The sequence below is a fragment of the Olleya sp. Hel_I_94 genome (assembly GCF_007827365.1).
Classification (GTDB): Bacteria; Bacteroidota; Bacteroidia; order Flavobacteriales; family Flavobacteriaceae; genus Olleya.
This window is the reverse complement of the sequence record NZ_VISI01000002.1, coordinates 1,156,653-1,172,105: the sequence shown is the minus strand read 5'-3', so window position 1 is coordinate 1,172,105 and position 15,453 is coordinate 1,156,653. Positions and strand designations below refer to the sequence as shown.

The following is a 15,453-nucleotide window of genomic DNA, read 5'->3' as shown; positions in this document are numbered from 1 at the left end:
GGGTATCATTATTTTCACTTAATCTTCTGCAATAGCGTTGCATTTAAAATTGTAATTAATTAAATAGATATAAAGTACTTTAGGAATTGCAAGAACAGTACAAAGAAGATTAACACAATAACAACGATTAGAATACTAATCCAAATTATTTTATCTTTTTTGGTAATACTATTTTTTACAGAGGGTACTTTATTGCTTTTTTTATTTCGTCTATTCCGTCTATTTTCCGACATAGAATATCATTTTTACTATATATCAATCATTTCCACTTCAATTTTTGTAGCCACACAAACCACTTGGAATATTTTATTATCTTAATTCATTAATGCTTATGAATATTTCCTTTTAGCACAAAAAAATAAAGCAGAAATGCGGCTATTACCATAAGGATTATCATAAGAATACCTTTGACCTTATCTCTTTTTGTGATGTCGGTATTCGATGATTTCCGATTTTTTTTGTTTCTTCTATTTCTTCTTTTTTGAGACATTCTTTTATACTATTTCCAATTCATCTTCTGTAATCGAACCGCATTCAGAATGGCTAACAAGGCCACGCCTACATCGGCAAAAACTGCTTCCCACATCGTTGCCAGACCACCTGCGCCCAAAACCAAAACCACTGCTTTTACACCAAAGGCCAACCCAATATTCTGCCAAACGATGCGTCTTGTAGAACGTCCTATTTTTATGGCTCTAGCTATTTTACTTGGTTGGTCTGTTTGGATGATTACATCTGCGGTCTCTATCGCCACATCGCTGCCCAAACCACCCATTGCAATGCCAACATCGCTCGCTGCCAAAACCGGTGCATCGTTGATGCCATCGCCTATAAAGGCTACTTTAGTATTAAATTGTTTTTTCAAATGCTCAACTTCGTTGAGCTTATCTTCTGGTAACAAACCGCCTTTTGCAGTATCAATACCCATTTCTTTTGCCACTTGTTGGGTTATGGAATCCTTATCGCCGGAAAGCATTATGATTTTGGAAATTCCAGATTCTCTAATTTGTTTGATGGCTTCGTGGGCATCTTCTTTCAATTCGTCTGCAATGATGACATAGCCAGCGAATTTACCATCAATGGAAACCATTACGATGGATTCTACAATGTTGTCGGTTTCAGATGGAACTTCGATATTATTTGAAGTCATCAATGGTTTATTCCCAACTAAAACAGTTTTGCCATTGACCATTCCCCTTAATCCTTTTCCTGCGACTTCGGTTACTTCTTTTGCCTGAAAATCTTCGCCATCGGCTTTATATTCCATTATGGCCTTGGCAATGGGATGGGTGGATTGTTCTTCCATTGCCATTAGGTATTTCATAAATTCGGGTTCATCCCAATCAATGGTTTTTATTTCCTTGATTTTGAAAACACCTTTGGTCACGGTTCCGGTTTTGTCCATTACCACTGTGGTTATCCTTGTCATTTCATCTAAAAAAGATGCTCCCTTAAAGAGAATTCCATTTTTTGAAGCTGCTCCCAATCCACCAAAATAACCCAACGGAATAGAGATAACCAAGGCACACGGACAGGAAATTACCAAGAATATCAATGCTCTATATAACCAATCGTTAAACACATAATCATCCACAAAAAAGTAGGGCAAAAATGTTAATCCAATCGCCAAGAATACCACAATAGGTGTATAGATTCTTGCAAATTTTCTAATGAACAATTCGGTTTTTGATTTACGAGCCGTGGCATTCTGGACCATATCAAGGATTCGGGCAATGGAACTGTCTTTAAATTCCTTGGTGGTTTCGATTTCAATAACGCCATCAAGGTTGATGCTTCCTGCAAATACTTTTTCTCCTTTTGCAATGGTGTCAGGTTTGCTTTCGCCCGTTAATGCTGCGGTATTGAACGAGCCTTTTTCGGACAATAAAATACCATCCAAAGGAATTTTTTCGCCCACACGGACTTGCACTTTTTCGCCAATAGCAACGATTTCGGGATTTACAGAAACATAATTGTTGTTCCTATAGACCAAGGCTTCATTAGGTCTTACATCTAGTAATGCCTTGATGCTTCTCTTGGCTCTTTTAACGGCGGCACTTTGGAACAATTCGCCTACCGCATAAAACAACATTACTGCCACACCTTCGGGATATTCGCCAATGGCGAATGCACCTATGGTTGCGATGGACATCAATAAAAACTCGGTAAAGAAATCGCCATTTTTGATGCTGTTCCAACCTTCCTTTATCACAGGAAAACCTACTGGAAGATATGCGACTGCATACCAGACAATACGTATCCAATCTTTAAAAAAAGCTACGTCAAAATAATCCATCGCAATACCAATAATCAGCATTACAAAGCTGAAAATTGCTGGTACATAAATTTTAAATTTCCCTATACTTTCCGGACTGCTATGGTTGTGGCCATCATTGCGCTTGTGATTATCGGATGAAGTTTTATTTAAATCTCTTAAATTCAGTTTCTTTTTTTTCATTTATATCAATTATAATTTTATTTAAATTCACAGTCATTCCAATCTCAACACCAATTGGGCAAACTGCACCTCTATGGTATCATCGATACCCTCTATTAAGGAATCCAAACCAGTATTTGAAACCAATAATTGTCCGGTTGCACTTATCAGGCAGGACATACTTACTCCTTGTTCTATATGGGTAATGGTTGCTTTAAATTGTGATTTAAAGGATTTCCCTTGATAAGTAACATCTATCAGCCAATTAAAGTTGATAGGGTCGTGCCGTTTTGATAAAAAATCCTGTGATGGAATAGTGCCAGTAAACCGAAGTATTAAAGGGTCTTCCCGCTGTTCTAAAAGGGCATTGATTTTAGGACTATATGTTGATAAAGTCTTAAGGTCGAGTACACCATTGACCACTTTGGAATCATAATCAAGATATAGTGCCAATTTATGGCTTTCTGCCTTGATGGGTTTATCATCAACCAAAGTCATCATCATAATATGACCTTCTTCAGTTGTATAAACTTTTTGGGCATTTACCTTATAATAACTAACCAACAAGATTATTAAAAAACAATGTTTAATATTCATAATGCGCATCTTTACTTGTATAATTTAAAAAAGCAGCTTCTACTTTTGCTTTTAATACTATTAATCATTTTGCTTTAAAAAGCATCATAAAAGCTGCCTGCTATTAATTAAGTTTTCACTTAACTTATTTAAATAAAAAATTTCGCTCATTCCTATAACGATTTACCGCTACTTGTTATCTATATCCTTTTCTCGTTTACCGAAATAATAAATTAGCGCAACACTTGCACCTAATAAGCCAAACAGAGTGTTCTCAAAAATTTGATTCCCATTGATATTTAAAATTTCAATGAAATTATTTATTAAATATTGCCATCAATTGATTTTGTAATTCTGGCTGCTAAACGTGAAAATTGTTATCCCAAAAGGTTGAAGGATAAAAACACCTATGGCAAACCCAATTAAAATGGTAATAAGAATGCTTTTTTTATTCATCGTCTGTCTTTTACGGAAGTAAGCTTACTGGCTCTCAATCCAATTTTTGGCATCTTCCTTTTGGTCTATATTGAAATACTTAATATCGGCATTGGTAAAAGGCTTCATAAATTGTGTTATCCAATTCTGCCATTTTTTATCTCCTACCATTGCTATTTTTTCATAGTCCGTGGCGTGGGCTGTGTCCATTTTTAGGTCTTCCCATAAACCAGGTAAATCCCAACCTGTAAAGTTGACCATCTCAAAATACCACCGGACTTTCATTCCTTTGTCCAGTATGGCGTGGATAAGTGGATGGATTTTTTCTATATCTTCTTTTCTCAATTTGCCCGAAGCTTTTGTTGCAACAATATTTTTTTCTTTTAATTCGATTATCTGTAACATTTTATATAGTTTTTAATTAATAATTATCCTTCTAAATCGTAAAACCATTCTTCCGCCCTTATGATGCCTTCTGATAAAGCTTCTTTTGCTGAAATATCTTTTTTTTCAATTAGTTCTTTTGCTATGGACAGGGCTTTTTCTCGTACAATAGGATTTAAGGTATCTAGGTCAGTTTTAAAATCTTCAAACATCCAGTCCATAGCTTCATTTTAATGGTTAAAAAGTTCCTTTTCTTTTTCAGGGTCTATTTCATCTTTTGACTTTTTGTCCAAAAAATAATCAAGCACAATACCCACGATAACAGCACCTACGAACGCTGAATAAACCTGCCAATTAAATTGGATTATCAATGATAGACTTATAAGTATCGCCAAAATGGGTAAAATCGGCACTCGTCCTATAGCCAAAGGAACTTTAAATGGTCGTTCTTGCTCTGGTGCTTTAAACCGAAGCACGATAAGTGCGACATTTACGGCAACAAAAACAAGTAAAGCGCCTAAAGAAGACATACCTGCTACAATCTTAATATCGCCCAACAATAAAAATCCCGCAACTGCTGCCATAACTACAATAGTAGTAACCCACGGTACTTTCTGTGCATTGGTTTTGGTCATAAACTTTGGAAGTTCTCCGACACTGGCCATTCCAAAAAGCAGCCTACTTATGGATATGATACCACTAAAAGCAGCATTAGCCGTAGCAAAAAGTGCAGCGATAGCCAATACCACAGGCAACCAATTGTTGAGATTGGAAGCTGCAAGAGAAAGTGGCGAATCCACGTTTGCCAAAGCGGAAGGGTCTGCAATATTCAAAACCGTAAAAGCAATAAATAAATAAATTATTGTAGTTATTACCATAGTCATTAAAAATGCACGGGGAATTGTTTTCCCTGGGTTCTTAACTTCCGAACCCAAAGCTGCCATATGTTCAAAACCAGTATAGATAAAGAACAGTGTAGCTGTGGCCGCCAAAGTTCCAGAAATCGATTCAATTTTAAAAAATTCTGCTTTGGGTGGACCAGTTTCCAAAAGTCCAAATACTATCAATAATAACAATCCCAAAAGTTGAATGCTGACCATAATAATATTTGCTGTCGACGATTTTGTGATGCCTGTAATACTAATTAATGACAACACCAATAAAATGCCATAACTTATTAGAAGAGAGGGCATATTAAAAAACGTATTGAAATACCCCGAAAAGGCAAGTAACACGGCTGCAATGGTGGCCGAACTATGAAACGCAATCGTCCAACCCGTGAGAAAAGACGGAATATCAATTTTTGGAAATGCCTTGCGTACAAAAATAAATTCCGCACCAGCATTGGGATAGGTAGAGGACAACTCTGCATAGGACATTGCAGAGACACTAGCCGCAATTGCTGCAAAAATAAAACTCAACCAAAGGTCTGTGCCCGCTTGTCCAGCAGCTGCACCAATCACGGTATAGATTCCTGCACCCACAATCGTGCCAACGCCATAAAAGGTAAGTCGAAGCGTACCCAAAGATTTTTTTAGTTCTGCCATATTTTTTAGTTAAAGAGGGTGGAAAAAACCTGAACTGGACCATTGGGCGCAAAGGTTCAAGGTTCAAGTACTCCCACCTGTTATTTTTTCCTGCATTTTTCACATATTCCTTTCAATACAAGGTTCACATCGTTCACTTCATAATCGTCTGGCAAGCTCTCTTCCGATATTTTATTTGGTAAACAGATTGTTTTCCTACAATCGGTACAATGAAAGTGCATATGTAAATCTGTACCGTATTTACCTTTGGCGTTTTCATCAGAAATCGCATATTTTGCCACTCCGACCCCATCATTAATCTGATGAATCAACCCTTTATCCTCAAAAATCTTGAGGTTGCGATAAAAGGTAGTTCTGTTTGCTGTTTTATTGGTTTCGCTCTTTTGAACAAAAGCCTTTTTCAAATCGGAAAAGGACACGGCACTTTGTTTCCTTTTCAGGAACTTGTATATCTTCGACCTCATTTTAGTAGGGCGAATACCGTGATATGATAATATTTTTTCCGTTTTGGTCATTTTAACCTTGATTCAAAAGCAACCCTTTTTATTAAATTTATTTCTTATAAGCCAAAAGCCTTAACGCATTAAAAACCACAAGTAATGTTGAGCCTTCGTGGATGACCACTGCAATACCGATATTGGCCCAACCCATAATGGTCGATGGGATAAGCAATGCCACAATACCGAGGCTGACCCAAAGGTTTTGCTTGATAATGGCCTTTGCCTTCCTGCTCAAACCTATGGCAAAGGGCAGTGTTTCCAGTTTATCAGCCATTAGGGCAATGTCCGCAGTTTCCAAGGCCACATCACTGCCCGCTGCACCCATTGCGATACCTACGGTGCTGTTTGCCATTGCAGGGGCATCGTTCACACCGTCGCCTACCATTGCGACTTTGGATTCCTGTTCTTTTAATTTTTTAATGGCATTTACTTTTTCCTCTGGCAACAGGCTTCCCCAGGCATCGGTCAACCCAATTTCTTTAGCAACGGCATCGGCAACCTTTTGATTATCCCCGGTTAGCATTATCATCCGCTTGATACCGATTTCCTTTAATTTTTTCAGTGTTTCCTTGGCCGCTTCCCGTGGGGTGTCCATCAGGGCGATGATACCTATATATTCTTTGTTCCTTCTTATGAGCATCGTAGTATTTCCACCACCTTCAAGTTCTTTTACTTTATTCGATATATCTTCGGATGGTTTTGCTTCATCGAGGTCTTCGTACAAGTCAAGGTTTCCAATATAGATTTTATCCTTGCCCAAAGAAGCTTTGATACCTTTTCCGAGAACTGCTTCCAAATCTGACGCATCGATAATATCAGTACCTTTCAGACGCTCTTTCCCATCCCTTACGACGGCTTTGGCCAAAGGGTGGTCGCTCAAGTTTTCAACGGCAACGGCTATCTTTAACAGTTCATTTTCTTCAATATCCCCCAATGGTACTACTTCGGTAAGTTTGGGCTTGCCTTCGGTAAGCGTGCCTGTTTTATCAAAAGCCAAAGCGGTCAATTCGCCCAAATCTTCCAGCGGTCTCCCACCTTTAATGAGTACACCACCACGCGCTGCTCGCGCCACACCGCTCAATACGGCACTTGGTGTTGAAATGGCCAGAGCACAGGGACTTGCAGCTACCAATACCGCCATTGCACGGTAAAAGCTGGCACTAAACGGTTCATCAATGACCAGAAAGGCAAAGAGCAAGACACCAACCAATATCAGTACGGATGGCACAAAGTATTTTTCAAACTTATCGGTCAACAGCTGTGTGGGGGACTTTTGGGTCTGCGCCTCGTTGACCAGTTTAACCAATCGGGACAGGGTAGAGTCTTTGGCTTCTTTGATTACCTTAATTTCCAACATACTATTACCGTTGATAGTTCCAGCAAACACACGGTTTTCATCCTTGATATCATCGTCTGCCGAATAGTTTCTGTCCTTATCTTCCACAGGGATTTTGTCCACAGGTACACTTTCCCCAGTAATTGGTGCTTGGTTTACACTACTTTTTCCGTTGACCACGACGCCATCTGCGGATATTTTACTATTGGGCTTGACCACTATAATATCGCCAATACTCAATTTCTCAATCCCAACTTCTACAGTCTTACCATCTTTTTTAAGCAAGGCTGTTTTTGGTGCAAGGTCTGCAAGCGCGGCAATGCTTTTTCTTGCTTTGTTCATTGCGTAATGTTCCAAGGCGTGCCCAAGGCTAAATAAAAACAACAACAGTGCACCTTCTGCCCATTCTCCCAGAATGGCGGCACCAATGGCAGCGACCAGCATTAAAAAATCAATTTCAAAACCACCCTTGGCCACAGTTTGAACCGCTTCCTTGGCCGTAAAGAAACCACCGAAAAAGTACGCGCCAATGTACAAAGTAAGACTGACCCAATCCGGGATGGATTCCACATAAGAAAGCCCGAAACCTATCCCGAGAAGTGCCCCACAGATAATGGAAAAAATAAGCTCCGTATTTTTACCGAAAACCCCACCGTGGGCGTGCTCTTCTCCTTCCTCGTGGGTCTCGCCCTCCTTGTGCTCGTGGCCCTCTGTGGAAGTTTGCTCTTTAGTATCTTCCTTCTTTGAACGTTCCTGTTTTTTTTTGGATGCTTCGGTGTAATTATTTTCGTTTGAAGAACTCCGCTTAACCTGAAGGTCTTCCTTTTCAATCTGTTTACTTATTTCATCAAAATTTGTTTGCTTTTTATCAAACTCAAGGCGCACCATTCCAGAGGCCGAAACGGAAGCCTCCAAAACCCCATTGATTGCCAAAAGACTTTTCTCTATGGAACGTGCCTGTCTTGTATGTCTGATTCCTTTAACCTCAATGAGCAAATGCCCGTATTTTTCGGTAATTTCAGCACCAGTCCGTTCGGCGAGGGATTGAATGCGGTCTATAGAAATGATATCGGGGTCATAATGAAAACAGAGCTGTGGTGTGTCATCTTCCTTTGTATCGGCAACGTGTACTTTTTCGATGCCCTCTTTAGCCTGTAATTCTTTTATAAGCCGCTCAACACAAGTATCTTTTTCGTTTGGAACTTGCGGAAGGATAACTGGAATTTTTAGTTGTATTTTTTTCATTTTTTACTATTTTTTTTTATCCATTCTTTGGCATCGTCTTTTTCTTCTGGCTTATAAAATTTTATATGAGCTTCTGAAAAAGGAAGCAATGCCTCGGTAAATTGCTCCTGCCATTTAACGCTACCCACTAAAGCAACACGCTTTAAATGCGTTTCATTCGGAAGATTTAATTCAATGCCCTTCCAATAGGCACTTACCGTCCAGCCTTCAAAATTTTGCATTTCAATGTACCAGGAAACTTCCTGATATGCAGTTATATGTTCTGTTAAGACCGGTATCAAGTTTTCATAATCCTTGGCATCCAGCTTATTCTCTGCCACCATATATACAGTAGCCTCTTTTTTATAGATTGTTATCATTGCTCACTATTTATAAATGATAATTGAATTTAAAAACCAAACGTTTAATCCAGATTGTCGCTGCATTTTTCGCAAATGCCCTTTACCACCAAGTTGATATCCTCGGTAATATAGCCATCAGGTAAGTTGATATGAGGGATTTTATGCTCTGTTAAACAGACAGTTTCATTACAATTGTTGCAATGAAAGTGTAAATGAAGGTCGTTGCCGACCTCGCACTCACAATTTTCTTCGCAAAGGGCGTATTTTATAACACCTGTCCCATCCTCAATTTGATGCACAATACCTTTTTCTTCAAACGCTTTCATAGTCCTAAATAGGGTGCTTCTTTCACTGACCTTAAAATCCTTTTCCAAATCGCCAAGACTGATGGCTACCTTTAATTCCACCAAACGTTTATAAGTCATTAGGCGCATAGCCGTAGGTCGTATCCCTTTGCTTTCAAGTAGTTGGACTATTTTTTCCATTTGCAACAAAGTGTTTTATAGGTCGTACCGTTTTAAGGAATCTCCAGATTTAATCTGAAAGGCATCTTCAATATTTGCTATATAAATAATACCATCTCCAGGTCCGTCGGTTTTGGCGTTGGCTATAATTGTTTCAATGGCCACTTGGGCTTCCTCATTTTGGCAGACCAGTTCCAACTTAACCACTGGACTATCTGTCACGTGAAAATCCAACGACGGTCTTGCACCTTTTGACTTAAAGGCGCCAGTTCCTTCTGCTTGTGAAAGGGTCATACTTTTAAATCCATTATCTGATAGTGCTTCAATGACTCTTTGGATTCGGTTCGGTTTTATAAATGCTTTTATTTCCTTCATATTATGAATATTTTAAATCAATTTTGAACCGAGCCTGTTTTCTAATTTTTAACTAACTAATTAAGACGATAAACAAACCCGGAATCAAAATCTTTGATTATTATTGAATTAATGTCCGTGTTCCAGTTCGCCTTTAACCATTTCCGAAGAGAGATTATAAGCTCCGTTTATGACAACTTTGGCGTCCTTTGAAACTTCGGCAGGCAGATTGACTTCAACAAAGCCTAAATCAGTAATACCAACCGTTACGGGTATCATTTTAAATTTCATTTTGTTCGCTTCCATTTCTCCATCTTCATCCAGAATAAAAATAAAGGATTGCTCGCCTTCTTTTATAACGGCGGCTTCCGGTACGGCGAAACCTTTTTTCTCACCTTGCACTATTCGCCCTTCCACGTACATACCCGGCAATAGGTTTTTATCCTCGTTTTCAATATCTGCCAGAACTTCCAAAGCTTTTGGGTCGGTGTTAAATGTTTTACCCACAGACCGAACGGTTGCTTTAAGCAGTTCATCTGGACGAGAGGCCGTAGAAAAATATATCTGTTGTCCTTTCTTGATTTGCTTTATGTCCTTCTCATATATTTTGAAGTTGACATAAATCTTTGAATTATCGCTTATTGAGAACATTTTGGATTGTTGCGCCACGTAATCGCCAAGGCTAATCATTACTTCATCCACATAGCCACTTATGGGTGTGGTAATGGGAACAGCGGAATATATTTGGCCTTCAGCCACTTTGTCCGGATTAATGCCCAACAGTCTCAATTGGGACCGCAAACCATTGACGCTGGATGTTGTGGAACGAAATTTTGACTGCGCCATCTGAAATTCCTTTCCAGAAGAAACACCTTTGTCATAAAGAGTCTGCTTGCGCTCAAAATCCTGTTTCAAAAAGACCAGTTCGTCATTTTTTTCCTGATATTCCTGTTGCATTGCAATGATATCTGGGTGTTCTATATATGCCAATACCTGTCCTTTACTTACATTATCTCCAGGTATTACTTTTATGGAACTCACATTTCCACCAACAAACGGACTGATATTCGCCTTATCCTGTGGGAAAAGTTCCAGCGTACCTGTTACCTTAATGTTGTTCCCTAAATTCCGTTCCTCCAAAGATTTCATTTCCAAACCGATGGTTTCAGCTTGTTGCTTTGTAAGTTCTACAACGCCTTCTTCCTCGCTGTGACCACCTTCTTCCTCTCCTTCAACGTGGCCTTCTTCGCCGTGTGCATCTTCTCCAACTTCATTGGTCTTTGATACACCTTCGGCTTCATTATGTCCAAGTTCAGATTTTTGGGCATCATTACAACTCATAAACATAAGTGTAAATAATACGGTACTAACTAATAGTATATTCTTCATTTCTCTTTTTTTAAGGTTATAAATTGCCCAATTGATATTGCATATCAATGGTCTGCTGGTTATACTGATTGATGTATTGTAAATGGTTTTGTTTAATACGGATGGCACTATTAAGAATGGTGATATAATTGACGTAATCTATTTCGCCTTCTTTAGAAGCCAACTGCGCTGTGGTAATTTGTTCTTCTGCCAACAATAGTGCGCCTTCTTCGTAATATTGCAAAATCTTCTTTGTTTTTTCGAGTGATTTGGTCAATTGTGAAACACGACTTTCTGTAACCGCTTTTTGCTCCAAATATTGATTCTCTGCTACCATTGCGTCTGCCTTGGCTGCCTTAACCCTTGACTTCTGCGGAAAAAACCATAACGGAATACTAATACCTGCCTGATAGGTATTAAACCCTGAAACATCATCCACAACCTGCCTGCCATATGATAAACTGAATTTCGGTAGGAATTGCGATTTTTCAACGCCCACATTTGCTTTACTTACTTCGGCATTTTGCAAGGCATATTGCAACATTGGGTTATTGGCAACCGAAGTTGAATCCAATGTCGCCATAAAATCCAATGGCTCGTAAAAACCATCTACCGTCTCGATGGTTTCATCCGTTCCCAAATATTGTTTTAAGGCACGTTTGGCAATTTCAATATCATCAAAAGCTTGTTGCCTCAACACTTGAATCTGTTGAAATTCGGAAGAGGCTGAAATAAATTCCAACTTGCCTGTTTCTCCAGTGTCATACCGAAGTTGGGCAGCGGACTTAAAATTGGCATAAATACTGTCCAATTGGTCTGCAAAACGCAACTGTGCCTTGTAATAATTAATTTGGTCATAGGCTTGCATCACATTGCGCACCAACTGTTGTTCACTGGCCACATAAAACTTTTCTCCCAAGGCAATGCGCTCTTTATAAAACTTCGATTTTGAAAATCCTGAAAGCAAATCGATATTGCCCTGTTGCACGCCAACGGTTGTTTGCACTCCAGGAAGATTATTGCCATATTCTTCTTTGCCCGTGAAAACTTGTGTGCTACCAAGGTCAAAACTCGTTCCCTTTAGTGCCTTTTCCCGTTCAATAAATGCCTGACTTTCCTTAAGCGATGGATAATTCTGTTTTGCCATAGCAATGGCCTCATCTACAGTCAAGGTTTTTGGCATTGTTCCATTTTGATTGGTGTCTTGGGCAAAAGCAGTTCCAGAAGCCATCAAACCGCCAACCATCAATAATACGGTTACAATGTTCGTTGATTTGTTGACATAGCTTACACCTCCATCGTTATTGTTTCGTTCCTTTCTCGATTCAAGCCAATAATAAAGAATAGGAATAACCACCAAGGTCAGAAATGTTGCCGTAAGCATTCCTCCAATGACTACTGTCGCCAAGGGCCGCTGTACTTCGGCACCACCAGAGGTAGAAATCGCCATTGGGATAAAGCCCATAATTGTTGTAATGGCTGTTAATAAAATTGGACGTAAACGTTCGTGCGTAGCTTCATATATACGTTTTTTTAAATCTGTCATTCCACTGTCTTTTAATTCATTGAACTTATTTATGAGTATGAGTCCGTTTAATACGGCAACTCCGAAGAGCACGATAAATCCGACTCCCGCGGAAATACTGAAAGGCATTCCACGAATCAACAAAACGAAAACGCCACCAATGGCCGCCAAAGGCACTGCCATATAGATCATCAAGGCTTGTGTAACTGAATTCAAAGCAAAGTAAAGCAGAACAAATATTGTTAATAGAACGATTGGGACTACAATCATCAATCGGTCTGATGCTCGTTGTAGGTTTTCAAATGATCCGCCGTAGGTTACAAAATAACCTGGTGGCAGTTTAACATCCGTTTCCAATTTTTGTTGAATTTCCTCGACCATCGATTTTACATCGCGCCCACGAACATTCACGCCCACGGAAGTACGACGAGAGGTATTGTCTCTTGAAATCTGCATTGGTCCGGGTTTATAGCTGATATCTGCCACCTCCTTTAATGGTACTTGTGCACCGTTTGGCAGGTCTATATAAAGGTTTTTTAAGCTATTGATGTCTTGTCGATATTCCTCTGCCAAACGAATGACCACATCGAACCGTTTTTCCCCTTCAAAAATGACTCCTGCCTGTTCTCCTGAAAATGAAGCACTTACATAATCATTCAGCTTATCAACGGTTACACCGTATTGTGCCATTTTCGCACGGTTATATACCACCGTCATTTGTGGCAAACCACTTGTAGCCTCCACATTAATGTCAGCCGCTCCGGGAACGGTCCTAATTACTGCCGCGATTTCCTGTATCTTGTCTGCCAAAACGTCCAAATCTTCTCCGTACAATTTGATGGCCACGTCTTCACGGACACCAGTCAGCAATTCATTAAAACGAAGTTCTACAGGTTGTGTAAACACAAAATTTACGCCGGGAACTACTGAAATTTTTTCTTGAATCTTTTCTATGAGTTCTTCTTTACTATCTGCGGATGTCCATTTACTCTTGTCCTTTTCAAGAATAATATAACTATCGGCAATATCCATAGGCATTGGGTCTGTTGGTATTTCAGCCACACCAATCCTTGAAACTACTGTTTTTACTTCCGGAAACTCATTGATTAAATTCTGAAGTTTCTCTGAGGCCTCAATAGATTCTGAAAGACTGCTCCCTGGTTTTATCAATGCTTGAAATGCAATATCGCCTTCATCAAATTTAGGGACAAATTCTGCTCCCATATTGCTAAAAATAAATCCTGCAATCAAAAGCAAGGCAACCGCGCCTATAACCACACCTGCCCGAAAGCGAAGTGCAAAATTTAATATAGGCAGATAGATACGATTCAGAACCCCCATAATTTTATCACTGAACCTATCAATCTTGTTTTCAAATTTGGCAAACCAACTATTTTGATTTTTAGCAGGTTTTAAAAATAATGATGACATCATTGGTACGTAGGTAAGGCAAAGAATAATTGCCCCTAAAACGGCAAAACCAAATGTAAATGCCATTGGTCGAAACATTTTCCCTTCCACACCGGTCAAAAACAGAATAGGTGTAAAAACTATAAGAACAATTAGTTGACCGAAGAAGGCAGAATTCATCATTTTACTTGAAGAGTCATAGGCGATTTCATCCATTTCAGCTTGGTTAATGGCGGTTGTGGATTTTTTCATCCGTTGATGAATGTGGAAAACCGCTCCTTCCACGATAATCACCGCACCATCTACAATAATCCCAAAATCGATCGCACCCAAGGACATTAAATTTGCCCAAATGCCAAATTGTTTCATCAAAATAAATGCAAATAATAGGCATAAAGGGATTATCGACGCTGCTATCAAGCCACCACGGAAGCTTCCTAAAAGCAAGACCAAAACAAATATGACAATAAGGGCACCTTCTATTAGATTTGTTTTAACGGTACTTGTGGTTGCCTCAATAAGTTCACTTCGACTTAAAAAAGCATCAATATAAACGCCTTCCGGCAGGGATTTTTGAATTTCTACAATACGCTTTTCCACATTTTCGATCACGTCGCCTGGGCTTTCGCCTTTCAGCATTAAAATTTGTCCGCCCACAGATTCGTGTCCATCTTGGGTAAAAGCGCCATAGCGTACTTGGCTGCCATATCCAACCTTTTCAGCGACATCCCGTATTAAAACGGGACTACCGTTTTGAGTAGTTACAACTGTGTTTTCCAAATCGGCGATACTTCGGGCCAAGCCTTCGCCACGGATAAAATTGGCTTGGTTATTTTTTTCTATATAGGCACCTCCAGTATTGGCATTGTTCACTTTAAGGGCTTCAAAGACCTGGTTCATTGTAATACCGAAACTTTTTAGCTTATTGGGGTTTATGGCTACTTCATATTGCTTCACAAATCCTCCAAAAGCATTTACCTCGACGACTCCTGGAACTAATGCCATTTGGCGTTTTACAATCCAATCTTGGATGGTACGAAGCTCCATTGCATCGTATTTATCTTCGTAGCCTTCCTTTACTTTTAGGCTGTATTGGTAGATTTCGCCCAAACCTGTGGTAATTGGGGCCATAAATGGCGTGCCGAAGCCTTCGGGGATTTCTCCGGCAACTTCGGTTAATTTCTCTTGCACTAATTGCCGGGGAAGATATGTGCCTGCCTCGTCCTCAAATACGATAGTAACAACTGACAATCCAAAACGAGACACCGAACGCAGCTCGATAACGTCTGGTAGATTTGCCATTGCCAATTCTACCGGATAAGTAACAAATTGTTCAATGTCTTCAGTACCTAAATTTGGGGCAACTGTAATAACCTGTACTTGGTTGTTGGTAATATCGGGTACAGAACCCAGATTTATAGTGGCCATAGACCAAATGCCCGTACCTACAAGTGCCACTATAAAGAGCCCAATAATAAACTTGTTATTAATGGAAAATGAAATGATTTTGTTAATCATAGAAAAAGTATTA

General features: G+C 39.4%; 12 protein-coding genes. All 12 read right to left on the bottom strand.

The genetic code is table 11. The annotated features are described in order from the left end of the window. Nucleotides 1-499: 499 nt before the first annotated feature. The 12 genes from JM82_RS08400 to JM82_RS08350 all read right to left on the bottom strand — a co-directional run bounded on the left by JM82_RS08400 (nt 500) and on the right by JM82_RS08350 (nt 15,440). Nucleotides 500-2,458, bottom strand: a complete 1,959-nt coding sequence (locus tag JM82_RS08400) for a heavy metal translocating P-type ATPase (RefSeq protein ID WP_027126740.1) — start codon at nt 2,456-2,458, stop codon at nt 500-502. 33 nt (nt 2,459-2,491) lie between these two features. Then, a complete protein-coding gene (locus JM82_RS08395; RefSeq protein ID WP_027126741.1) occupies nt 2,492-3,034 on the bottom strand; it encodes a hypothetical protein in 543 nt (180 codons plus the stop codon). 459 nt (nt 3,035-3,493) lie between these two features. Further along, entirely contained in the window at nt 3,494-3,853 is a 360-nt protein-coding gene (locus JM82_RS08390) for an STAS/SEC14 domain-containing protein (protein WP_027126742.1), read from the bottom strand. Between the two features lie 23 nt (nt 3,854-3,876). Continuing rightward, nucleotides 3,877-4,053, bottom strand: coding sequence for a hypothetical protein (locus JM82_RS16380; RefSeq protein ID WP_164674149.1), 177 nt, complete (start codon nt 4,051-4,053; stop codon nt 3,877-3,879). Between the two features lie 9 nt (nt 4,054-4,062). Beyond that, entirely contained in the window at nt 4,063-5,379 is a 1,317-nt protein-coding gene (locus JM82_RS08385; protein WP_027126743.1) for an APC family permease, read from the bottom strand. Nucleotides 5,380-5,459: 80 nt separating this feature from the next. Beyond that, entirely contained in the window at nt 5,460-5,894 is a 435-nt protein-coding gene (locus tag JM82_RS08380; protein ID WP_026753622.1) for a Fur family transcriptional regulator, read from the bottom strand. A gap of 37 nt (nt 5,895-5,931) precedes the next feature. Next, nucleotides 5,932-8,460, bottom strand: coding sequence for a heavy metal translocating P-type ATPase (locus JM82_RS08375; protein WP_027126744.1), 2,529 nt, complete (start codon nt 8,458-8,460; stop codon nt 5,932-5,934). Further along, nucleotides 8,457-8,819, bottom strand: coding sequence for an STAS/SEC14 domain-containing protein (locus JM82_RS08370; RefSeq protein ID WP_027126745.1), 363 nt, complete (start codon nt 8,817-8,819; stop codon nt 8,457-8,459). Before JM82_RS08370 ends, JM82_RS08375 begins: the two co-directional genes overlap by 4 nt. A gap of 44 nt (nt 8,820-8,863) precedes the next feature. Continuing rightward, nucleotides 8,864-9,286, bottom strand: coding sequence for a Fur family transcriptional regulator (locus JM82_RS08365; RefSeq protein ID WP_027126746.1), 423 nt, complete (start codon nt 9,284-9,286; stop codon nt 8,864-8,866). Nucleotides 9,287-9,301: 15 nt separating this feature from the next. Next, nucleotides 9,302-9,640, bottom strand: coding sequence for a P-II family nitrogen regulator (locus JM82_RS08360; RefSeq protein ID WP_027126747.1), 339 nt, complete (start codon nt 9,638-9,640; stop codon nt 9,302-9,304). A gap of 108 nt (nt 9,641-9,748) precedes the next feature. Beyond that, nucleotides 9,749-11,008, bottom strand: coding sequence for an efflux RND transporter periplasmic adaptor subunit (locus JM82_RS08355; RefSeq protein ID WP_027126748.1), 1,260 nt, complete (start codon nt 11,006-11,008; stop codon nt 9,749-9,751). A gap of 16 nt (nt 11,009-11,024) precedes the next feature. After that, entirely contained in the window at nt 11,025-15,440 is a 4,416-nt protein-coding gene (locus JM82_RS08350; RefSeq protein WP_027126749.1) for a CusA/CzcA family heavy metal efflux RND transporter, read from the bottom strand. Nucleotides 15,441-15,453: the final 13 nt, after the last annotated feature.